General features: G+C 62.5%; 17 protein-coding genes, 2 tRNA genes and 1 pseudogene. 15 read left to right on the forward strand and 5 right to left on the reverse strand.

Features of this window, described 5'->3' with window-relative positions:
• Genes QZ408_RS08750 through QZ408_RS08760 form a run of 3 tightly spaced genes read left to right on the forward strand, consistent with a single transcriptional unit; the run spans window position 1 to window position 3,256 of the window.
• Complete coding sequence (locus QZ408_RS08750) at window positions 1–1,386, forward strand: ATP synthase subunit B (protein WP_292490950.1); 1,386 nt, start codon at window positions 1–3, stop codon at window positions 1,384–1,386.
• Between the two features lie 6 nt (window positions 1,387–1,392).
• The gene (locus QZ408_RS08755) at window positions 1,393–2,019 is read left to right on the forward strand and encodes a V-type ATP synthase subunit D (RefSeq protein WP_292490952.1); all 627 of its coding nucleotides are present in this window, start codon (window positions 1,393–1,395) and stop codon (window positions 2,017–2,019) included.
• 22 nt (window positions 2,020–2,041) lie between these two features.
• On the forward strand, window positions 2,042–3,256 hold the full coding sequence (locus tag QZ408_RS08760) for a phosphoglycerate kinase (protein ID WP_292490954.1): 1,215 nt from the start codon (window positions 2,042–2,044) through the stop codon (window positions 3,254–3,256).
• Between the two features lie 1,367 nt (window positions 3,257–4,623).
• On the opposite strand, the gene QZ408_RS08765 is transcribed toward QZ408_RS08760, so the two are convergent.
• From QZ408_RS08765 to minD, 4 genes and pseudogenes are all read right to left on the reverse strand, one after another.
• Window positions 4,624–5,313, reverse strand: a complete 690-nt coding sequence (locus QZ408_RS08765) for an ARMT1-like domain-containing protein (protein ID WP_292490956.1) — start codon at window positions 5,311–5,313, stop codon at window positions 4,624–4,626.
• A complete protein-coding gene (locus QZ408_RS08770; protein ID WP_292490958.1) occupies window positions 5,289–5,483 on the reverse strand; it encodes a hypothetical protein in 195 nt (64 codons plus the stop codon). The genes QZ408_RS08765 and QZ408_RS08770 overlap by 25 nt, the downstream gene beginning before the upstream one ends.
• 41 nt (window positions 5,484–5,524) lie before the next feature.
• Window positions 5,525–5,598, reverse strand: a tRNA-Pro gene (locus QZ408_RS08775).
• A gap of 80 nt (window positions 5,599–5,678) precedes the next feature.
• Window positions 5,679–6,592: pseudogene (gene minD / locus QZ408_RS08785) on the reverse strand (cell division ATPase MinD).
• Window positions 6,593–8,204: 1,612 nt separating this feature from the next.
• Here minD and QZ408_RS08790 point away from each other — a divergent pair.
• From QZ408_RS08790 to QZ408_RS08800, 3 genes are read left to right on the forward strand one after another with little or no spacing between them, the layout of a single operon-like run.
• Window positions 8,205–9,821, forward strand: a complete 1,617-nt coding sequence (locus tag QZ408_RS08790; RefSeq protein WP_292490962.1) for an IS1634 family transposase — start codon at window positions 8,205–8,207, stop codon at window positions 9,819–9,821.
• Complete coding sequence (locus QZ408_RS08795; RefSeq protein ID WP_292490963.1) at window positions 9,818–10,273, forward strand: roadblock/LC7 domain-containing protein; 456 nt, start codon at window positions 9,818–9,820, stop codon at window positions 10,271–10,273. Before QZ408_RS08790 ends, QZ408_RS08795 begins: the two co-directional genes overlap by 4 nt.
• Window positions 10,273–10,908, forward strand: a complete 636-nt coding sequence (locus tag QZ408_RS08800; protein WP_292490966.1) for a response regulator — start codon at window positions 10,273–10,275, stop codon at window positions 10,906–10,908. Before QZ408_RS08795 ends, QZ408_RS08800 begins: the two co-directional genes overlap by 1 nt.
• Window positions 10,909–11,934: 1,026 nt before the next feature.
• Here QZ408_RS08800 and QZ408_RS08805 read toward each other — a convergent pair.
• On the reverse strand, window positions 11,935–12,360 hold the full coding sequence (locus QZ408_RS08805; RefSeq protein ID WP_292490968.1) for a phosphate-starvation-inducible PsiE family protein: 426 nt from the start codon (window positions 12,358–12,360) through the stop codon (window positions 11,935–11,937).
• Between the two features lie 185 nt (window positions 12,361–12,545).
• On the opposite strand from QZ408_RS08805, the gene QZ408_RS08810 reads away from it, so the two are divergent.
• The 9 genes from QZ408_RS08810 to QZ408_RS08850 all read left to right on the forward strand — a co-directional run bounded on the left by QZ408_RS08810 (window position 12,546) and on the right by QZ408_RS08850 (window position 22,760).
• Window positions 12,546–12,619: transfer RNA gene (locus QZ408_RS08810), tRNA-Lys, on the forward strand.
• Between the two features lie 79 nt (window positions 12,620–12,698).
• A complete protein-coding gene (locus QZ408_RS08815; protein ID WP_292490970.1) occupies window positions 12,699–12,950 on the forward strand; it encodes a DNA-directed RNA polymerase subunit H in 252 nt (83 codons plus the stop codon).
• 43 nt (window positions 12,951–12,993) lie between these two features.
• Window positions 12,994–14,535, forward strand: coding sequence for a DNA-directed RNA polymerase subunit B'' (locus QZ408_RS08820; protein WP_292490973.1), 1,542 nt, complete (start codon window positions 12,994–12,996; stop codon window positions 14,533–14,535).
• A complete protein-coding gene (gene rpoB / locus QZ408_RS08825; RefSeq protein WP_292490975.1) occupies window positions 14,532–16,346 on the forward strand; it encodes a DNA-directed RNA polymerase subunit B in 1,815 nt (604 codons plus the stop codon). Before QZ408_RS08820 ends, rpoB begins: the two co-directional genes overlap by 4 nt.
• 21 nt (window positions 16,347–16,367) lie before the next feature.
• Window positions 16,368–19,016, forward strand: a complete 2,649-nt coding sequence (locus tag QZ408_RS08830) for a DNA-directed RNA polymerase subunit A' (RefSeq protein ID WP_292490977.1) — start codon at window positions 16,368–16,370, stop codon at window positions 19,014–19,016.
• On the forward strand, window positions 19,013–20,185 hold the full coding sequence (gene rpoA2, locus QZ408_RS08835; RefSeq protein ID WP_292490980.1) for a DNA-directed RNA polymerase subunit A'': 1,173 nt from the start codon (window positions 19,013–19,015) through the stop codon (window positions 20,183–20,185). Before QZ408_RS08830 ends, rpoA2 begins: the two co-directional genes overlap by 4 nt.
• Before the next feature lie 11 nt (window positions 20,186–20,196).
• A complete protein-coding gene (locus QZ408_RS08840) occupies window positions 20,197–20,484 on the forward strand; it encodes a 50S ribosomal protein L30e (RefSeq protein WP_292490982.1) in 288 nt (95 codons plus the stop codon).
• Between the two features lie 3 nt (window positions 20,485–20,487).
• Window positions 20,488–20,937, forward strand: coding sequence for a NusA-like transcription termination signal-binding factor (locus tag QZ408_RS08845; RefSeq protein WP_292490984.1), 450 nt, complete (start codon window positions 20,488–20,490; stop codon window positions 20,935–20,937).
• A gap of 260 nt (window positions 20,938–21,197) precedes the next feature.
• A complete protein-coding gene (locus tag QZ408_RS08850) occupies window positions 21,198–22,760 on the forward strand; it encodes a hypothetical protein (RefSeq protein WP_292490986.1) in 1,563 nt (520 codons plus the stop codon).
• Window positions 22,761–22,820: the final 60 nt, after the last annotated feature.

The raw sequence follows: 22,820 nt of genomic DNA on the forward strand, positions 1-22,820 counted from the left end.
ATGAAGGAGTACAGAACGGTTGCACAGATTGCGGGCCCCCTGGTCTTCGTCGAGAAGACGGAGCCGGTGGGATACAGCGAGCTCGTCAACATCGTGACCGCCGACGGCACGGTCAAGCGCGGCCAGGTGCTGGACACGAGCGACGAGGTCGTTGTCGTCCAGGTCTTCGAGACCACCGCAGGTATCGGCAGGGACTCAGGCATCCGCTTCACCGGCGAGACGATCAAGATGCCGGTGGGGAAGGATATGCTCGGGCGTATCCTCTCCGGCGGCGGCAAGCCGATCGACGGCGGCCCGGAGATCGTGCCCGAAAAGCGGCTCGAGATCACCGGCGCGGCCATCAACCCCTACGCCCGTGCGTCCCCCGCGGACTTCATCCAGACGGGTATATCGACGATCGACGGGACGAACACCCTTGTCCGGGGCCAGAAACTCCCGATCTTCTCGGGGTCCGGTCTGCCCCACAACGACGTGGCGCTCCAGATCGCCCGGCAGGCAAAGGTGCCCGGGTCGAAGGAAGAGTTCGCCGTGGTCTTTGCGGCGATGGGCATCACCCGGGAAGAGGCCAACTACTTCATGGCCGACTTCGAGAAGACGGGAGCCCTTGAACGGGCGGTCGTCTTCTTAAACCTCGCGGACGACCCGGCCGTCGAGCGGATCATCACGCCGCGTCTCGCGCTCACCACCGCCGAGTACCTGGCGTTCGACCTCGGCTACCACGTGCTCGTCATCCTGACGGACATGACCAACTACTGCGAGGCGCTCCGCCAGATCGGCGCGGCCCGTGAGGAGGTGCCCGGGCGGCGCGGCTACCCGGGATACATGTACACGGACCTTGCAAGCATCTACGAGCGTGCCGGTATCATCAAGGGCGTCAAGGGCTCGGTGACCCAGATCCCGATCCTGACGATGCCGGGCGACGATATCACCCACCCGATCCCGGACCTGACCGGCTACATCACCGAAGGCCAGATCGTGGTCAACCGTGATCTGCACCGGAAGGGTATCTACCCGCCGATCAACGTGCTGCCGTCGCTCTCCCGCCTGATGAACCTCGGTATCGGGAAGGGGCACACCCGCGAGGACCACAAGAAGGTCTCGGACCAGCTCTACGCGGCATACGCGGAGGGGAACGACCTCCGGGGGCTTGTCGCCATCGTCGGGAAGGACGCGCTCTCGGAGCGCGACCGGATGTTCCTCGAGTTCGCCGACCTCTTCGAGGACCGGTTCGTCAGGCAGGGCCTGTATGAGGACCGGTCGATCGTCGAGACGCTCGAACTCGGTTGGGATCTCCTCTCGACGCTGCCGGAGGAGCAGCTGGTGCGTATCGACCGCGAACTGATCCAGAAGTATCACCCGAAGTACCGCAAGAAGGCCCAGGGGTAAGCATCCATGGCGCTGCGAGACATCAAGCCGACCCGATCTGAACTGATCAACATCAAGCGACGGATCAAGCTCTCGGAGCGCGGCTACAACATCTTAAAGATGAAGCGCGATGGGCTGATCCTTGAGTTCTTCAAGGTGCTGCAGCAGGCAAAAGACAGCCGCGGTGCACTGCTGGAGCGCTACACACATGCAATGGAGATGATCGCCCTCGCGGAGACCGTCGAGGGGGCTATCGGGGTGAAGGCCGCCGCGTTCTCGGCGTCGGAGATCCCCGCAATCTCCCTTTCGAGCAAGAACATCATGGGCGTCGTCGTCCCGGAGATCGAGGCGTCTTCCGTCCGGAAGGGCGTGCTCGACCGCGGCTACGGGATGCTCGGCACCTCCGCCGTCATCGACGAGACCGCAGAGGCGTTTGAGGACCTGCTTGAGGCGATCATCGAGGCGGCCGAGATCGAGACGACCATGAAGCGGCTGCTCGACGAGATCGAGAGCACCAAGCGGCGCGTGAACGCGCTCGAGTTCAAGGTGATCCCGGAACTCACCGAGGCGCGGGACTTCATCAAGATGCGGCTCGATGAGATGGAACGTGAGGAGCTCTTCCGCCTGAAAAAGATTAAGGCACGGAGCGCCTGAGTAAGGGTACAGGTGATACCCGGTGGAGATCGGTACGCTTGCTGATGCAGGGAAACTGAAGGGGACGGTGCTGTTGCGGGTGGATTTCAACTCCCCCATCGACCCCTCCTCAAACCAGATCCTTGACGACAAGAGGTTCCGGGAGCACCTGCCGACGGTGCAGGCACTTGAGGACGCGCGGCTTGTCGTCCTCACGCACCAGAGCAGGCCCGGCAAGAAGGACTACACGACGCTTGAGGCGCACGCGGCGAAGCTGGAGCGGCTGCTCGGCCGCCCGGTGACCTACGTGGACGATATCTTCGGGCGGTGCGCCCGTGAGGCGATCCGGAACGCGAAGCGCGGGGACGTCCTGATGCTCGAGAACCTCCGGTTTGCCGCCGAGGAGAACCTGACCTTAAAGCCGGAAGAGGCGAAGAAGACCATCCTTGTGCGGAAACTGGCGTCGATGGCTGACTTCTACGTCAACGACGCGTTCGGCACGGCGCACCGGTCGCAGCCGTCGATCGTGGGGCTGCCGCTCGTGCTCCCGTCGGTGGCCGGCCTCCTGATGGAGAAGGAGGTCGCAAACCTCTCCCGGGTCTTCTCCGGCGCCCCGCGCCCCGTCACCTTCGTCCTTGGCGGGACGAAGGTGGACGACTCGATCGCGGTCGCAGAGAACGTTCTCGCGCGGGGGACGGCCGACCGCGTCATCGTGGTCGGCGTGGTTGGAAACGTCTTCCTGCTTGCGGCGGGCTACGATATCGGGCGGCCGTCGGCCCGGCTGATCGACGACCTCGGCTACCGGGGTGAGATCGAGAGGGCAACAGACCTCCTCAAGACCTACCGGGACCGGATCTTGATGCCGCACGCGGTCGCGGTCCGCGAGGACGGCGAGCGGGTGGAGTACCGGGTCGACGCCGTCCCGGAGGATGCCCAGGTGCTGGACCTCGGGGTCGAGTCGATCGACCGCCTTGCAAAGGTGATATCGGCGTCGGGGACGGTCGTGGTGAACGGCCCTGCGGGGCTCTTTGAGGAGGAGCCGTTCGCCGTCGGCACCTTCGAGCTCCTGAAGGCGGCCTCGGCCGTTGAGTTCTCGGTGGTGGGCGGCGGGCACTCGGGCGCGGCCATCGAGCGGCTCGGCATCGAAGACCAGTTCACCCACATCTCCACCGGCGGCGGGGCGGCAATCGAGTTCCTGACCGGGAAGAAGATGCCTGCCATTGAGGCGCTGGAGATGTCTAAAAAGATATTCGGGTGAAGGGCGCGGTGCCCTCACCTCTCTTACCTGAACTGCTGTTCTTCCCGGCGTGGCCGTATCGCACCGCGCCCCGGTACTTCGCTAACGTTCTGAGAAAGCCCTCCCCTGGGGGTCAAACCGCTGACTTCCCTTCGCGGCCCCGCGCTCAACGCGAGAGGCAGTATCGTTATCCCCATCCTCTCGTGCAACGATTCTCAATTACCGGCACTCTCGGCGGAGGAGAGTATCGACCCTTTTTCACACTATCCGGGGGTTTGCATCCCGGGAGACGACTTTTCCCGGGTATCCCCATGTACTGCCCCCCCTCCGGGGGCGGGGCTTTGAGGAGGTACGTACGGGTACCCGGTCCTCTCCCCCCATGGCGATAGCCGCCACGGTCCACTGCACGGGGAGATCCCGGGGAAGAACCAGTTTCCAGCCGGTTCTCCCCGGCCGATTCTTCCCGGTCTTTCGGGAAACTGGCGTCAGCACCGCTCCCCGACACGGCTTCCCACTGGCTATCGCCATTGATGACCGCCCCCGCCTCTCGGAGGCGGGGGAGGATATGCAGCGCGGGCGGGTAGGTGCCGGGGAAGCGCATGGGTATGCCACCGGTGAAGCGCGGGCGGGTGGGGGTTGCCGAGGGGAGCGCTCCGTGCCGGGAAGGGACGAAGGCCAGATATGGTCCGTTCGTTTGGAATCACTGCACTGGTATCCGGGGTACCGCTAACTCTTTGTTGGGGTGTTGCGCGCGACCGCATCGATCGATACCGGGTGTCAAAATGAGCGAAGTACTGCGTCCGGGTGCTCCTGCCCTGCCGGCGTGCATCCCCGGGGGCCTTCGGGACCTGTCGTTTCGTCCCGAACGCCCGGCACCGTGAAGCGGGCGGCAGGATGATCCCCGCCATCGCCCCCCGTTTTGCTCTACCCGAGGCTCCTTTGCGCTGGTTCCCGGAAAAAGGAATGAGGTGGGGGGCCCACACCCGAATACTTCGTGAGCCCGGTGAAATCTCGCTTGTAGTCGTTGAATGCTGGTGCAGGGGCGGCCATGTGTGCCCGGGGCGCCCCTCGATGGAATCCCTGTATTGCTGATGGGTGTGTGGATGGTTGTGGTGATCGCTGATGGAAGTTGAATGACTGATGGTCGCTGGGTGTGGCTCTACCCCGATCCAATGTTTATATTATCTGATATATAATTTTTCTCTATAATTTAATGGCTGAATTAAAGTAATCAAATGCGAAAATATCATTTTTTATCGTTCTTTTATGATTAAAAAGCGTTTAAATACTTTATCGACATAGCCGCAATTATTATATATGGTCAGAGGGGTTGACGCGGCATCGCCCGGGAGATCCCGGGTCCGCGCTGCCCCGGGGCCCCTGAAGGATCACTCGCGGAGGAGGGCGATCCGGGAGCCGACCGGGATGCCGATGTCGGCGCCGATCGGGCCGCACTTCACCGACATCAGGTAGGCCACCGGCGGGAGGTCGCCCTCGTCGGAGAGCGACTCGTAGTTTGCCATGCCCTTGGCGATGACGAGCGTCGCACGGTCGAGCGCGTCGGCGAGGGCGGGCGGGGCAAGGTCCCGGTTGAGGCCGAGTTCGGCGATGCCGTCCGTGGTGGTGGTGAGCACGTCCACCCGGCGGTCGAGCCCGAGCGCCACCGCATCCTCGATCGTCGCGTCGTTTAAGATCGGGGCGCCCCGGACGGCAAACGTGACGTGCGACCCGCTCTTCCTGAGGTGATCGGCGAGGAGGGCGTCAAAGGCGATCTCCCCGCAGTTGTCGGCGAGGTAGACCACCCGGGAGTTGAGGGGTTCCATCCCGTCGGTGTCGTCGACGGTCAGCCCCGCGGCGAACTCCCGGCGGAAGAACCCGACGAAGTCGTCGGTGACGGTATGGGCCTTTGAACCGTAGTCCAGCGTGTTGCCGATGACCGACGCGAGCACGAGATCGCGGAACGTCGAGAGGCTGCCGCGCACCGCCAGAGAGACCGCCATCGCGTCCCTGTTGTTCGCCTGCTTCAAGGCCCGGTACGGGTCGGTGCTGCCGATCATCCGGTAGGCAAGACGGTGCACGCGGCTCGCGATGACCGGCGCGCGGCCACCGGGTCGGCGAGCGAGCGCTGGAGGAGGTCCCGGCATGCCCCGACGGTCGCCCGGACGAGTGCCGGATCGTCGGTGCAGAGCCGGCTTTCGTATTCGACACGGGAGATCAGGCAGTCCGTGCAGCCCTGGTGAAGTCTCATGGTGAAGATAACTGGGTCCGGCGAAGACAAAAAAGGTACGATGGGGCCACTGCGATTTGAACGCAGGTCAGAAGACCCCCAGTCTCCTAGGATGGCCAGGCTACCCTATGGCCCCTCCTCTATACTATGTGCTCAAATTGCACATATAGTTTCGCCTTTCGGGAGCGGAGATGGGGGGGCTATCCTCGCATTCTCTTATACTCTTCGACGTTCCGTGTCAGCTGTTCCAGTTCGTTGCCGGTGATCTCCATCCTGCCCGTCAGCGCATCGACCTCCGTGAGGAGCTGCTGGATGCGCACGTACATGACGTACATGATGAACAGCAGGCAGATGATGGTCACCGAGAGCAGAACTATCATGAGTGCGTTGATATCGATCATTCTGGTTCTCTCCTGAATAGTGCGCGGGCAAGCCGCTCGATAAACCCTTCCGGACCTTTTCGGGCTCCTCCGCGACGGGGAAACCCGCCAGGGTGGCCGCCACCCTCCGGAATGCTTTTGACGATTCGGACCCCGGATACTTCGCAACGACCGGCGTCCTCGCCGCCGCCGCCCTTCTCACGTTCGCGTCCTCGGGTATCGTGTCGATGACCGGCACGCCAAGGGCCTTCTCGATCTTCTTCCGGCTCACATCCGTGCTCTCCAGGGTCACCCGGTTGAGGAGCGCTCCCTTGACGGTGCCGCCGACCATCTCCGTCAGGATCTTGATCTTTAAGGCATCCACGAGCGAGGAGATCTCGGGGTTCACCACCAGCAGCACCTCGTCCGCCACGGTGAGCGGTATGACCGCATCGGTATCGATGCCGGCAGGCGCGTCGAAGAAGAGGAAGTCACAGCGGTCGGCCAGATCGCACATCACGTCTCTGAGCCGCGCGGGATCCGCGTTCTGGAACCCCTCAAGCGAGAGGCCGCTCGGGACGACCTTGAGGCCGTAGGGCCCCTCGTAGATCGCGTCCTGGATCGGCGCCTTCCCTGCAAGGACCTCGTGGAGCGTGACCGGCGTCTCTGTGAGCCCCAGCACCAACCCGAGGTTGGCCATGCCCATATCCGTATCGACGATACAGGTCTCCCTGCCATACGGGCCAGTGCTGTTCCGAGATTCGCGGCCACGGTCGTCTTCCCGGTCCCGCCTTTTCCGGAGGCGATGGTGAGGCCCTGATCATCTAAAATCGTCTCAAGGATAGATTGCAGTTTTCTAATTTATACTTATTCGTTCTACCTCTCCACGGAAAAACAAGGATCCGCTTTAATCCCTGATATGCTCCATTGCAGAGCGATCACGGGCGATAAGCGCCAGGAAACGTATCTGCAATCCATCTTGGGCTACCTCAACTCCGGGGTCCGGGAGCGTTGGTGGGGATCGCCGTGACACCACGGCCTTCGCGGCTCCTGTACCGGGAGATCCGGCTGTTCCTGCACGCCCCGGGTTGCCTCTCACGTTGGCGCGGAGTGCAGCGTGTCATCGTAGGGTAGCGATGGTTGGCGCGTGCCGGGCCGGGCACTATGACCTCTCGCGTGAGCTGCCTGGTGCAGATGGCGATACAGCCTCTCGTGAAGAGCCGCGAAGGGAAGTCAGCAGTTTGACTTCCAGCGGAGGGCTTTCTCAGAACGTCACCGAAGCAGTGCATGCACAAGAGGGCGAAGGATGCGAACGGCGGCATATGGGACGCAGGGATTTAGGCGGCAACAAGCAGTAGTGCACCGAATCTCAATTATCGGCACTCTCAACGGGGGAGAGTATCGATCGTTTTCGTATGAAAATGGCCCCCAATATTTTTATCCGGTATGCCTGTGGCCCCGCGTGGGCATCATGTGGTTTTTCCACACTATCCGGGGTTTGCATCCCGAGATCGGCTTGTCCTGGTATCCCTACGTGCTGCCCCTCCGAGAGGGGTTACTGGGTGGATGGCAATCTGGAGGGATTGAGTCCGGACAAGGAAGCCACGAGGCAGAGGCCGAGGCCTGCCCTTCCCCGCGAGTTGCCACCGTGGCGATAGGCCACCACGGTCCACTGCACGGTCCACTGCACGGTGAGATCTCGAGGAGAAACCAGTTCCAGGGCGGTTTCTTCCCCGTCCTTCCCGGGAAACCGGCGCCAGCAGTATTCCCCTGACACACGGCTTTCCCCGATAATAGCATTAGCTCCCTGCCCTTCGGGAGGGCGGGGAGGAGATGAAGCGCGGGCGGAGTAGGGTGCCGGAGAGGACGACAGCCTCACCCCCGTGGCGATAGCCACCACGGTCCACTGCACGGGAGATCCTGGGAGAACCGGGTTCAGGTTTAACCCTGAACCTCACCTGACCTGCCCAGGAACCGCCAGCACCACCCCAGAACACGGCTTCCCGCTGGCTATCGCCATGATTCTCTCGCCCCCGGGAGGGGCGGGTGGGGGCGAGAGCCAGATGGGACGAAGGCCGGATATGGTCTGTTCGTTTGGAATCGTTGCAGTAGTGGCATGGTCCGGTAGAGCCGTGGCCCGCGGGGGCGCCGCGAGCCCCCTCCCGGAGCGGTCCTCCGTGGCCCCGCGGGGGTGTTGCGGCAGCGCCTTACCCGCCTCCCGCGGCCGCAATACTTCCCAAATGCCGGTAAAATTCAGGCTAACGGCACCTTCGGAATGATGCCGATTCGATATTCATATATCCGATCATCCGCAGTAAGAATCCCATCTCTCTAAATATCAAAAACCACAAGATCTTTGTACTTTCAGAGAATACGCTTCAATATGCCTCTCGTTGATGGTTTCGACGACACCTCGATCCTCTCCATCGGTCATCTCGGCATTGTCGCCGGTGCCTACGACTCCCTGCAGATCGCTGATGTGATCGACGCTGCTCTCCCGAAAACCCGCCATCACCATCTCAGCCACGCCCAGGTGCTCAAAGCCATGGTTCTCAACGGTCTCGGGTTCATCGAGCGCCGGCTCTACCTGTTTCCCGACTTCTTTGACGATATCGCCGTCGAACGTCTCCTCGGGGAGGGCATCACGCGGGACCACCTCAACGACGATGTGCTCGGCCGAACGCTGGACGCGATCGCCGCCTACGGCCCGACCGAGCTCTTCAACGAGATCGTTGCAGCATGCCTTCTTCCGACCGACTTTGGGGCCCACTGTATCCACATCGACACCACCAACTTCAGCGTCACCGGGGCGTATGAGGCTGAGCTCGATGTGGGCGAGATCGCGATCACCTACGGTCATCCGAAGGATGGCCGGTGGGACCTCAAACGGTTTGTCCTCGGGATGGCCTCGAACCAGTATGGGGTTCCGCTCTTCCTCCAGACGTTCTCCGGCAACGAATCGGACAAAGAAACGATCCTGACCATCATCCAGCACCTCAACGAGAACCTGAGATCTAATGAAAAAGTCTACCATGTGGCTGATTCAGCCTTCTACACGGCAAAGAACCTGAAAACTCTGGGGCAGCACACGTTCTGGATCAGCCGGGTCCCGGCCACGATCACGGAAGCGCAGGACCTGGTCCGGACCGAGGATCCGCTTTTGCCGTGTACCGACGACCGCTACAGCTATCAGGAGCATTGCAGCGAATATGCCGGGATCCGGCAGAAATGGGTTCTGTACCGGTCGGTCCCGATGTATGAGCGGGAGGAGAAGACGTTCGAGAAGAACCTGGCAAAGAACCTGGATCAGACGCGGGCATCGCTCCGGAAGCTCTGTGCCCGGGAGTTTGCCTGTGAACCGGATGCGCGTATGGCAGCCGAGATCTGGCTCCACAAGCATCCGCGATACCAGTTCCGTGACCTCGACATCGGCACGATTACCCGCAAGCAGGAGAAGAAGCGGGGGAGACCGAAGAACGGGGAGCCGGTTCAGGTGTCGTACAAGATCACGGCGGAGATCGAGCACAACCCTGCGGTTCTTGCCGAGGAACGGCGGATCCTCGGGAGATTTGTCCTGGCAACGAATGATCTGGAGTTGTCGGCCGACGAACTGCTCGCCAACTACAAGGGGCAGGGGGCGGTGGAACGCGGGTTTCGGTTCCTGAAGGACAAGTCGTTCCGGGTCGCAGAGGTCTTTTTGAAGAAGCCATCCCGGATCCAGGCGCTGGCGATGGTGATGGTACTCTGCCTGTTCATCTATGCGCTCACGGAGTTCCGGGTGCGACGAGAATTGGAGCGAACCGGCGAGACGGTGACCAGCCAGACGAAGAAACAGACCCAGCGGCCTACGTTGAAATGGATGTTCTTCCGGTTCCGGAGGGTGCGGGAGTTCGTGGTGGTCGAGGAGGGAAGGAGGGTGAGACGGGTGGCGAACCTGAATGAGGAGTTGCAAAAGATTCTGCGATTGCTGGGGAGGGAGTACGAAAAATACTATTCATGACGGAGGACATGCGGAATGTGGGATATATGATGCGGCGCAGATATGTGCATGGAGATATACCGGGGTCAAGTCGTATGAGTTTCAATCCCTTCATGGAGGAAAATGCCCGACCGTGCATCGATGAGATCCGTTCCATCCCCGGTGTCGTCGCATGCGCCCTCGTATCCTGCGAGGGCGCGATCCTGGGTAAGTACTTCCGGGAGGGCAGCCTCTCATCGTCCCTTTTCGCAGCGATGTGCGCAACGGTCCTCGCATCCGCAGAGGCAGCCTGCGGCAGCGTTCACCTGCAGAGCCCTTCCATGGTCGCCATCACCGCAGCCGACGCTGCCATTCTCATCGTGAGTGCGGGAGAAGGTGCCCTGATCGCAGCGGTAATAGATAAGTCTGCAGATCTCCCAACAATACAGAGACGGTTATCGGACATAACAGTCAGGATCGGAGAGGAGGCGTGATGTACACAATACTCATCGTCGACGATAGCCCCATGATCGTCGACGTCTTTGTTACCATGCTGGAGCGTGGCGGCTATCGGCCGATCACCGCCTTTAGCGGCGAGGAGTGCCTGGAAGTTCTGGGGAGGACTCCCCCTGACCTGGTCCTCCTGGATATCATGATGGAGCCGATGGACGGGTGGGAGACGCTCGGAAAGATCAAGACCAATCCTGCGACGCGGGATATCCCCGTCCTCATGCTGACCGCAAAACCTCTCACGCCCGAGGAGGCGAACGAATACGGCGCCTACATCGAAGACTACATCCTCAAACCCACCACCCACCACCAGCTCTACGAGGCCATCGAGCACGTCCTGGCACGCCGGCATTCCATCGCTGCCGACATCGAACGGGCGCGCGAGGCCGGTGTGGACCCCCATGTCATCGATGAGTACGAGCGCCTCTATAAGAGCGTTGATATCAACCGGCGTCTCCTCAAGATCCTCGAGACCACCTACAGCATCAAGGATGCCCGGGCGGGTATGGGCGAGAACATAACGAGGGCCATAAAAAGCATGGCGGCGAGCATAAAACTCCAGGAAGAGCGCCTGAACCAGGTCCGCGCTCAGTTTGCAGATATTTTCGGGAAGCAGTGACCGCCCTGAGGGGTGCCGGGTCCGTGAGCAGGGCAAGGGGGCGGCGCCCGGCCGCCTCTAATACTAGTGCAATGATTCTCAATTACCGGCACGCTCAACGGAGGAGAGTATCGATCTTTTTTCACACTATCCGGGGGGTTGCGTCCCGGGAGACGGCTTTTCCCCGGTATCCCCACGTACTGCCCCCTCCGGGGGGCGGGGGCTTGAGGAGGAACGCGAGTACCCACCTGGGGAGGGAGACCCTCCCCGGTCCCCACCCCCGTGGCGATACCCCGCGGTCCACTGCACGGGAGGAACCGGGAGGAACCGGTTTCTAGCCGGTTCTCACTGGCCGATTCTTCCCGGTCTTCCGGGAAACCGACGTCAGCACTGCTCCCTGGCACGGCTTCCCACCGGGTATCGCCAGCACTGCCCCTGCCCCCGGGTGGGAGGAGGCCGAGGCCGGGTGGGAGGGGCTGCCGGAGAGGAACTTCGGGTATCATTTGCCCGGGAGGAGACCCTCCCGGTCCCCACCCCCGTGGCGATACCCCGCGGTCCACTCCATGGGGAGATCCCGAGAAGAACCGGCTACGGCTTCCCGCTGGATATCGCCATGATTGCCCTCGCCCCGGGGGCGGGGAGGAGACGCAGCGCGGGCGGGGAGGGGTTGCCGGAGAGGAACTTCAGTGCCCATTTTGCCCGGGAGGGACGAGCCTCCCGGTCCCTCCCCGTGGCGATATCCCCACGGTCCACTCCACGGGAGAACTCAGGGAAGAACCAGATTCAGGCCAGCCTTCCCGGTCTTCCCGTTCCCTCCCGAAACCGACGCCGCTGCCACTCCCGGGCACGGTTTATCCCGGATATCGCCCCTGACTGCCCTCGCCCCGGGAGGGCGGGGAGGAGCGCGAAGCGCGGGTGGGAGGGGCTGCCGGAGAGGACATGCAGTATCCCTCCAGGAAGGCCGGGTGGGGTGAGGGGACGGAGGGGAGCGCTCCGTCTGGGATGGGACGAAGGCCAGATAGGCTCTGTTCATTTGGAATCGATGCACTAGTCCGTGCGCTCCTGCCGCCCGATGAAGACGATCGCCACGGTCAGCACGAGGATGGCGGCAAGCGTCATGCCGATATCGAGGGGCTCGACGGGTTCGACCCCGAAGGTCAGCACCCGCCGCACCATCGCCGTGATGCCTGCGATCAGGATCGGCGTCACCTGCACCCGGTTCGTCCTGAAATATGCCGTCACCGTCTCGAGGATCTCCACGATGATGAGGGTCAGGAGAAGCGCGTGCAGCACCTGGAGCACGCCCTGCGTCATGTCTTCGGCGCGGATGAGCGCCGCCACCTGCAGGGCGACGTCGTAGAAGGAGACGAGCGCAAGCAGGGAGAGCGAGAGGGCGATGAGCAGGTATATGCCCAGCGTTGCCCCTGATATGGCAGATATGGCCGTATCGGCACGGGTCTTGAGTGGTGTCATGCGGGCGCCCCGTAGGGAGAATATAGAAACAGACCATCCCCGGGGCATTAAACATTCCGATAGACCTGCAACGGCTGATGAATTGAAAAGTTTATATTGTTAGACTGCGAATGATATGATACGCCTGCAAGTAAGTTATATATACTATTCTTGCATTGTAATAATGCTGGATGGCAGTACGCGCGGGGCCTATAGCTCAGTTAGGTAGAGCGCCTGGCTTTTAACCAGGTGGTCGGGGGTTCAAATCCCCTTGGGCCCGTTGCCATGGGCGATGTCTATGGATTTTAACAAGGTGATGCATCTGATACGCAACTCTTTCGTCGGTGAGGTGTAAGGCGATGGGCACTCCACTTGACGTACTCAACCATGAGATGGTTCCGGACCATCAGATTATGGGCGAAGAAGAGGTCGCGGACCTTCTTGCGACGTACCATATCTCTTTAGAACAATTGCCAAAAATTTACCATGACGATCCAGGAGTCAAAGCTATCGGGGGCGATGTCGGGAACGTCATCCGGATTACTCGTGACAGCCGCACAGCAGGCAGGGCCGAAGCCTACCGCCTTGTCATGAAGAGACCGAAGAAATAAATCAGAGGCCGGGGAGCTGATCCATCTGTTAGACCGAAGTGTTTTGTCGAGGGCATACTTTTCGCGGGAGCATGTAGCCCGTCACCAGTTAGACTCTTATAACAACTTCCTCCTGCACAACCTTCAGAAAGTTGTCGATGAACAACGTATTATTGAGACCGATATCGAGACCCGTGGAAAGGGCAAAGAAGCCGTATGGGTTGAACTGGGCAGTATCGAGGTGAAGAAACCCCGTGTCCGCGAGGCGGACGGGTCGCAGTCCGAACTCTTCCCGAGCGAGGCGCGCCTCCGGAACCTCACGTACGCGGCACCCATTCAACTCGACATGACGCTTGTCCAGGGCGAAGAACCGCAGGACCCGATCGTCACCATCATCGGGCAGCTGCCGGTGATGGTGGGATCAGCCGCCTGCAACCTCTATAACATGAGCGACGCCGAGCGGACCGCGCACGGCGAGGACCCGCTCGACCCCGGCGGCTACTTCATCGTCAACGGCACCGAGCGGGTGCTGATGACGCTTGAGGACCTTGCCTCGAACAAGATCATGACCGAGTTCACCGAGCGCTACAACGAGCGGATCTACGTAGCGAAGGTCTTCTCGCAGTTCCGGGGTTACCGGGCGCTCGTGATCGTTGAGCGGAACAGGAAGAACCTGCTTGAGGTCTCGTTCCCCTCGGTCGCCGGGCACCTCCGGTTCGTCGACCTGATGCGGGCGCTGGGGCTCCAGGGCGACCACGACATCGTGGAAGCGGTCTCCACCGATGAAGAGATCCTCACCTTCATGATGCAGAACCTGGAGGAGAGCGAGTGCGACACGGTCGACGAAGGCGTCATGTACGTCGGAAAGAAACTCGCGCCGAACCAGACCCGGGACTACCAGCGCAAACGGGCCGAGTTCGTCCTTGACAACTACCTCCTCCCGCACTTAAACTACCTGATGCCCGTGGGCATAAAAGAGGACGACCCCGGCTACCGGCCGGCCGTCGAGGGCGTCCGCCTCGCAAAGGCGCACTTCCTCGGCCGCATGGCCGAGGCCTGCTTTGACCTGGTGCTTGACCGGCGCCGGATCGACGACAAGGACCACTACGCGAACAAGCGGCTGAAACTTGCCGGCGACCTGATGGAAGACCTCTTCCGGATATCGCTCAACCGCTTGACGCGCGACGTGAAATACCAGCTCGAGCGGGCCAGCATGCGCCACCGCGACCTCTCGATCGGCACCGCGGTGCGCGCGGACGTCCTGACCGAACGGCTGCTGCACCCGCTTGCCACCGGCAACTGGGTGGGCGGGCGCACCGGCGTCTCGCAGCTCCTGGACCGGGTCGATCACATGGCGGTGCTCTCGCACCTCCGGCGCGTGATCTCCCCGCTCTCCCGCTCGCAGCCTCACTTCGAGGCCCGTGACCTGCACCCCACCCAGTGGGGCCGGATCTGTCCGAGCGAGACCCCTGAGGGGCCGAACTGCGGGCTGGTGAAGAACTTCGCCCAGATGGTCGAGATCAGCAAGGGCGTCATCGACGAAGAGGAAGTGAAGAACGTTCTCTACGATATGGGCGTCATCGCCCTCCGGAGGGAGACGGCATGAGACAATCAAGAGTCTTTGTGGACGGCGCCCTGATCGGGCTCGTGGACGACCCCCGGGACCTGGTTAGCCGGATCCGCGACATGCGCCGGCGCGGCGAGATCTCACGCGAGATCAACGTCTCCTACAAGGAGTTCAACAACGACGTCATCGTCCACACCGATCGCGGGAGAGCGCGCCGGCCCCTGGTCGTGGTCCGGAACGGCAAACCGCAGGTGACCGAAGACGAGATCGAGCTCCTCCGGAAAGGCGAGATGACGTTTGAGAACGTGGTGCAGAAGGGCGCGATCGAGTTCATCGACGCCGAGGAAGAGGAAGACCTCTTCATCGCCATCAACGAAGCGGATCTCACCCCCGAGCACACGCATCTTGAGATCGACCCCTCGCTCATCCTGGGTATCGGGGCGGCGCACGTCCCGTTCCCCGAACACAACGCGAGTCCCCGTGTCACCATGGGCGCAGGGATGATCAAGCAGGCACTCGGCTTTGGGGCGGCGAACATGAAGCTCCGCCCCGATACCCGGGGGCACATGCTCCACTACGTCCAGAAACCCCTCACCTTCACCCAGACCTCCGACGTGATCGGTTCCGACGATCGCCCGGCCGGCCAGAACTTCGTCGTCGCGATCATCTCCTACGAGGGGTTCAACATTGAAGACGCGCTGATCATCAACCAGGCCTCCATCGACCGGGGCCTCGGGCGTTCGCACTTCTTCCGCACCTACGACGGCGAGGAGCGGCGGTACCCCGGCGGCCAGGTCGACAAGATCGAGATCCCGGACGAAGAGGTCTCTGGTGCGCACGGCGCGGAGTACTACGCGAACCTCGACATCGACGGCATCATCAGCCCCGAGACGGTCGTCCGCGAGAAAGACGTGCTGATCGGGAAGACCTCCCCGCCGAGGTTCCTCGAAGAGCCGACGAGCGAGCTCATCTCCGTCGAGAAGAGGCGCGACACGTCGGTCACGATGCGGAGCAACGAGCACGGCATCGTTGACACCGTCATCATCACCGAGGGCGAGAACTCCTCGCACCTCGTGAAGGTCCGGACCCGGGACCTCCGGGTGCCGGAGGTGGGCGACAAGTTCGCGTCCCGGCACGGCCAGAAGGGCGTCATCGGGCTGATTCAGCCTGCGGCGGATATGCCGTTCACCGAGTCGGGCATGACGCCCGACCTGATCATCAACCCCCACGCGGTCCCGAGCCGTATGACCATCGGGCATATGCTCGAGATGCTGGGCGGCAAGGTCGGCTCCCTCGAGGGCCGGCGGATCGACGCGACGGCGTTCCGCGGGGAGCGCGAGGTGAACCTCCGGCGGTCGCTCAGTGAACTCGGCTTTGCCCACAACGGCCGCGAAGTGATGTACGACGGCGTCACCGGGCGGCAGTTTGCGGCCGACATCTACATCGGCGTCATCTACTACCAGAAGCTCTACCACATGGTCTCGAGCAAGATGCACGCGCGGTCGCGCGGCCCCGTGCAGGTCCTCACCCGGCAGCCGACCGAAGGGCGTGCGCGTGAGGGCGGTCTCCGGTTCGGTGAGATGGAGCGGGACGTGATGATCGGCCACGGTGCGGCCATGGCCTTGAAAGAGCGGCTGCTCGACGAGTCGGACAAGGTGACCCAGTGGGTCTGCGCGAAGTGCGGCATGGTGGCGATGCTTGACCGGAAGCGGAAGGTGACGCGCTGTCTTGCCTGCGGCAGCGAGACTGACATCTACCCCGTCGAGATGAGCTACGCCTTCAAGCTCCTCCTCGACGAGATGAAGAGCATGGGCATCGCTCCCCGCCTGCGGCTCGACGATATGGTATAAGAGAGGGGGCGCAATCAAACTATGACCAGTCCAAAACGTGTTGGAAGGATCGAGTTCGGGCTCTTCTCCCCGAAGGAGATCCGTAAAATGAGCGTCCGGAAGATCATCTGGGCGGACACCTACGACGACGACGGGTTTCCGTACCCGCAGGGTCTGATGGACCTGAACCTGGGCGTCATCGACCCCGGTCTCCGGTGCAAGACCTGCGACCAGAAGGCGGCCGACTGCCCGGGCCACTTCGGGCACATCGAGCTCGCAAAACCCGTCATCCACGTCGGCTACACCCGGCTGATCAGGAAACTCCTCCGGGTGACCTGCCGGTCCTGTTCCCGGCTGCTGATGACGGCCGAAGAGGTCGAGAAGGTCGTCGGCCCTGACGACAGCGAACTCTCCGGGGATATCGTCTCCGAGAAAGACATCAAGAAGGAGCGGGTCTGCCCCCACTGCGGGGAGCAGCAGCTCAAGATCAACTTCGAGAAGCCCACCACCTTCTCTGAGGTCTTCGTGGAGGAGGGGAGAAAGATCGAGCACAAGCTGACCCCGGCCGACATCAGAGCGCGCCTGGAAAAGATCCCGGACGACGACCTGCGGGTGATGGGGGTCAACCCGGACGTTGCGCGGCCGGAGTGGACGATCCTCACCGTCCTCCCGGTCCCCCCGGTCACGATGCGCCCCTCGATCATCCTCGAGAACGGGCAGCGGTCCGAGGACGACCTGACCCACAAGCTCGTGGACATCATCCGGATCAACCAGCGGTTCAAGGAGAACCAGGACGCCGGTGCGCCCCAGCTGATCATCGAGGACCTCTGGGAACTCCTGCAGTACCACGTCACCACCTACCTCGACAACGAGGTGGCGGGGTGCCCGCCCGCCCGGCACCGGAGCGGCCGGCCCTTAAAGACCCTCTCGCAGCGGCTCAAGGGGAAGGAGGGACGGTTCCGCGGTTCGCTCTCGGGGAAGCGTGTGAACTTCTCCGCCCGTACGGTGATCTCCCCCGACCCGAACCTCTCCATCACCGAGGTCGGGATCCCGCTTGCCATCGCAAACGAGATGACCGTCCCGGTCAGGGTGACGCCGTTCAACTTCGAGGAGATGCGGCAGTACATCTTGAACGGCCCCGAGCGCCCCACCATCAGGTCGCCCTGCGGCGCAAACTACGCTATCCGACCCGATAACCGGAGGATGCGCCTATCAGACGTGAACCTGGAGACGGTCGCGGAGATGCTTGAACCGGGCTGGACCGTGGAGCGGCAGTTGAAGGACGGGGATATCGTCCTCTTCAACCGGCAGCCCTCGCTGCACCGGATGAGCATCATGGCCCACCGGATCATCGTGATGGACGGGAAGACCTTCCGGCTGAACCCGGCCGTCTGTCCGCCCTACAACGCCGACTTCGACGGCGACGAGATGAACCTGCACATCCCGCAGACCGAGGAGGCGCGGGCCGAGGCCGAGATCCTGGTCTCGGTGCAGGCAAACATCCTCTCGCCGAGGACCGGCGGCCCGATCATCGGGGGTATCCACGACCACATATCGGGCATCTTCCTCCTGACCCACCGGGTCCGCCGTTTCGGAAAGGAGGACACCCTCTACCTCACCCAGCACCTGCCCATCGAGCACCTGCCCGAGCCGGACCGGCTGGACGATGCCGGGCACCCGCTCTGGACCAACAAGCAGATCTTCTCGCTGATCCTCCCCGACGACCTGAACATGATCTTCCGGGCCTCGTCGTGCCAGAACTGCGAGACCTGCCGGCGGGAGATGTGCGAGAACGACGCGTTCGTCCGGATCGTCGCCGGGAACCTGGTCTCCGGGACCATTGACAAGAAGGCGATCGGCGCGTTCGACGGCCAGATCCTGCACCGGATCATACGGCAGCACGGGATGAAGCGGGCCGCCCGGTTCATCGACGACGTGACCAAGCTCTCGATCCGGGGCATCATGCTCGAAGGGTTCTCGTTCGGTATCGATGACGAAGACCTGACCCGGACCGAGTACGGCCAGATCGACGAGGCCCTGAAGGGCGCCGTCGGCGACGTCGACCGCCGGATCAAGATCTTCAACGAAGGGCAGCTCGAGCCGATGCCGGGCCGGACGCTTGAGGAGACGCTTGAGATGCAGATCATGCAGGTGCTCGGCAAGGCCCGTGACCGCACCGGTGAGATCGCCGGGCGGCACCTCGGTATGGACAACAGCGCCGTGGTGATGGCGGTCTCCGGCGCCCGCGGGTCGATGCTGAACCTGACGCAGATGGCCGGGTGTCTCGGGCAGCAGTCGGTCCGCGGCGAGCGGATCATGCGTGGCTACGAGGACCGGACCCTCCCGCACTTCCGGAGGAACGAACTCGGTGCGGAAGCGCACGGGTTCATCGCCAACAGCTACAAGAGCGGTCTCTCCCCCACCGAGTTCTTCTTCCACGCCATCGGCGGGCGCGAGGGTCTTGTGGACACTGCGGTCCGGACGTCGCAGAGCGGGTACCTGCAGCGGCGGATGATCAACGCCCTGCAGGACCTCAAGGTCGAGTATGACGGCACCGTCCGGACGACGGGCGGCCGGATCATCCAGTTCCGCTACGGCGAGGATGGGACCGATCCCGCACGGAGCAGTTACGGCGCCCCGGTGGACGTCAAAGGCATCGTCGAGAGCGTCTTAAAGGAGGAGATCAAATGAACAGCGATATGGAGCAGCGGATCGATGCCCTCGATCTGCCCTACCGGACCCGGGAAGACCTCAAAGCGAGTCTTGCAGACCGCGAGCTCACCGACGAACAGTTCGACCGGATCCTCGGCATGGTCTTTTCCGAGTACGAGAAGAGCCGGATCGAGCCCTGCGAGGCGGTCGGTATCGTGGCGGCGCAGTCGATCGGCGAGCCCGGCACCCAGATGACGATGCGGACCTTCCACTACGCGGGTGTGGCCGAGATCAACGTTACCCTCGGTCTTCCCCGCCTCATCGAGATCATGGATGCCCGGCGTGAGCCGAGCACCCCCACGATGGCGGTCCACCTGAAGGACGACTGGGCGTTCAACCGTGACCGCGCCCGTGAGGTGAGCTGGCAGATCGAGGCTGCGCCGCTCCACGAGTTCGGCGATATCACCATCGACATGGAGAATATGCAGGTCCTTGTCCTGCTCAACAAGTCGGTCTGCGACCGGCGCAAGATCGGCCTCGAGGAGATCTTTGAGGCGGCCCCGAGGAAGATCCGCGAAAAGCGGCATTTCCGTGACTTCGATGTCGAAGAGGATGTAAAGAAGGCGTCGATCGTCTTCATCCCGAAGAACCGGGAGAGTTACCAGAACCTCTTCCAGCTTGCCGAGCACGTCAGGAACGTCATCGTTCAGGGTATCGATGATATTGAGCGGGTCGTCGTCAGAAAGGAGGGCGGAGAGTATATCCTTTATACTGAAGGCTCCAACCTAAAAGATGTCTTCGAAGTCGAGGGAGTCGATACCTCCCGCACCCGGAGCAACAACATCAGCGAGATTGCCGATGTGCTCGGTATCGAGGCGGGCCGGAACGCGATCATCCAGGAGGCCTTAAGTACCCTGAACGAACAGGGTATCGGCGTCGATGTCCGCCATATCATGCTCGTCGCCGATATGATGTGCATGGACGGCGAGGTCAAGCAGATCGGCCGGCACGGTATCGCCGGCGAGAAGGAGAGCGTCCTCTCCCGGGCCGCATTCGAGGTGACGGTCAACCACCTGCTGGATGCGGCAATCGCAAACGAGGTGGACGAATTGAACGGCGTCACCGAGAACGTGATCGTGGGCCAGCCCATCCAGCTCGGCACCGGTGATGTGAAACTCATCGCAAAACCTGTAAACCTGAAAATCTAGGAGAACCGTATATGGACTTTAATGCTTCACTCCGTAAAGCCGTGAAGACTGGTACAGTGTTCCTCGGCCAGAACAAGACCCGGGAATGCATCGAGGAGGGCAAGGCCAGACTTGTCGTGGTGGCCAAAAACAGCCCGGAATCCGTCAAAAATCTTGTGAATGAGATCGATATCCCTGTCTACGTCTACGAAGGCTCGAGTGTCCAGCTCGGAAAAGCCTGCGGTATGCCGTATGTCGTCAGTGCGCTTGCCGTGGTCGAGCCAGGTGAATCCGATATCCTGAATGCTGCGAGAGTGTAGACGATGCCGCAGGTCGTGCTGACAGAAGAGTGCATGCGCCTTATCTCCCAGTTCGAGAGCCTCACCGGCGCAAGCAGCCGCGATTGTGTCGTCGATAACCGCAATGAGCGGATCATCTTCGTGATCAATCCCGGCGACATGGGACTTGCCATAGGGAAGAGCGGGTCGAGCATCAAGAAGGCCTCCGAGGTTATGGGCAAACGGATCGAGGTCGTGGAGTACTCCATGGACCCGGCCCAGTTCCTCCGGAACTGTTTCCTTCCCGCCCAGGTCACCGGCGTCGACTTCGACATGAACGAAGAGGACCAGCAGGTCGCCCGTATCGAGGTGCGGGACGAGGACCGGGGCCTTGCCATCGGCAAGGCGGGGAAGAATATCTTCAAGGCAAAGGTTCTTGCACTGCGGCAGCACGACATCGCCGATGTCCAGCTGATGCAGAACGAGGCTGCCTGAACCTCTCTCCTCCTTTTCATCGTAACCGTTCCGGAACTCTCCCGCCGGGCGTCTCCGGGAGTGGCCGGAGTTTTTGAAGTGCAACGACGGGTGCCCGGGCGAGATCGTGGCGAGTCTCAATCCCTGCCCCTACGCTCCCTGTCCAGGAAGACGATCCCCTGTTGCCGGGAGTCTTCTCGCGGGGCCGATCCGCGCGGGAAGTTCCGGGCGGGCTCTGATCCGGAAATTATTTATATCAGCGCGCGCTCCATGGGACAACCATGAACGGAGGATCCGGGCGGATGGTGGGGCCTGCGCCATCTGCGGGTGGAACCGGAAAAGAGGGTGCACGGAGTTTGCGGATGCCGGAGGGGGTGCTCTTCTGGCGTCTTCTCATCGTCGTCGCGATAGTGACGCTCTGTCTCGGTCCGGCCGCCTCTCTTGCGGCCGCAGCCCCGGTTCCCGGGGAGAACGGCACTTCCGGGGGGTCGCCGGCAACCGGCGAGAAACCCGTCACTGCGAAACTGCCGGTTACCCCTGCCGAATCGCGGGAGCCGGCAGAGAAGTCTATAACGGCGAGGCCTGCGGATCTCGCGGCCACCCCGGAGGTGACGGCGCCAGCCCCTCCTGAGGTGATCAACTCGACGCTCTCCCCGGCGGCGCCAACCTCTCCCGGGCCTACCGCGTCGGTTCTCGCAACGACCAACGAGACCGGCGATGAGGAGGAGCCGGTACCGACCCTGGAGGACCTGAATACGACAGCCTCGCCTGAACCTACCGCGTCGGCTCTCGCAACGACCGATGATGCCGGCGATGAGGAGGATCCGGAGGAGACGCCGGTGCCGATACCGACCCTGGAGCGGGAGGCCCCGCCCAGGCCGAATGCGACGATGGCAAGATCACACCAGTTCCACGACCGTCCGCTGGCCCAGGGCGACCACCGGCTCGTCAGTCCCGCGTCACCCTTCACCCCCGAGGAGAACGAGACCGGGGCACCACCTGAGGTTGCCGCGCCGCGCGAGGGCCTCTTTGTCAGGGGTGTCGGGGTGCTCCTCCCCCGGACCCCCGCAGATGTCGCCCTCACCCGGGGCGGGATGGAGATAGCGAACCTCGACTGGCTGCTTGATGGGGCCATGCGTCTTGGCGGCCGGCACCCGCGGGTGGCGATGGAGGGAGAGACGTTCACCGTCACGGTGACGGTCGAGGCGCGGAACCTGACGCTCACGGAAGGTGAACCGGCTTACGTCGTCCTGGTGCCGCCGCCGGGCGAGATCGCCGTCTACGAGATCACGCGGACCAAAGAACCCCGGAGCCTCCGGGCCGGTGAGCGCGGCGTCTGGGAGTTCTCGGTCGCCACCCGGACCGGCCGGCTGACGCTCGAGAACCTGACGCTCCCCGAGGAGCGGCTCGTCACCAACCTGACGTCGTATCCCGACGCCTTCGCGTTCCGCGCCTATGCCTTCGCCGGCAGCCAGGAGAGCCCATCAACGGGGCTCTCCGACCCGGTGATCGCCGTCCGGCCCGGGGGGAGCACGAACGCGACCGCGGAGTCCACCCTCCCTGCTCTCTACGCGCTTGTCGGAGTTCAGGACTCGCTCCTCCGCCCGTCGGAGACGATGACCGATGCATGGCGGCGGGGCGTCGACTATGATGCGATCACCGCCGGGGCGGGGGAGCACCTCGACACCCTCGGGAGCCTCGGGAAGGAGGAGGTAGCGGCCGTCTATGCCCGCGAGGGGAAGGCCGGGGGGGCGGCGGCGGCCGGATCCTCTTCGTCACCGTTCGACCTGATCGCGGGGTTCTTCCGCGGCATCTTCGGGTGGTTCGGGGGGACAGCCGGCTAAACGGCAGGAGTGTAAGGACCGCGAGAGCCGCGAAGGGGCGTTACTCACAACCCACCTGGT

The organism is Methanoculleus sp. 10, from assembly GCF_913757945.1.
Classification (GTDB): Archaea; Halobacteriota; Methanomicrobia; order Methanomicrobiales; family Methanoculleaceae; genus Methanoculleus.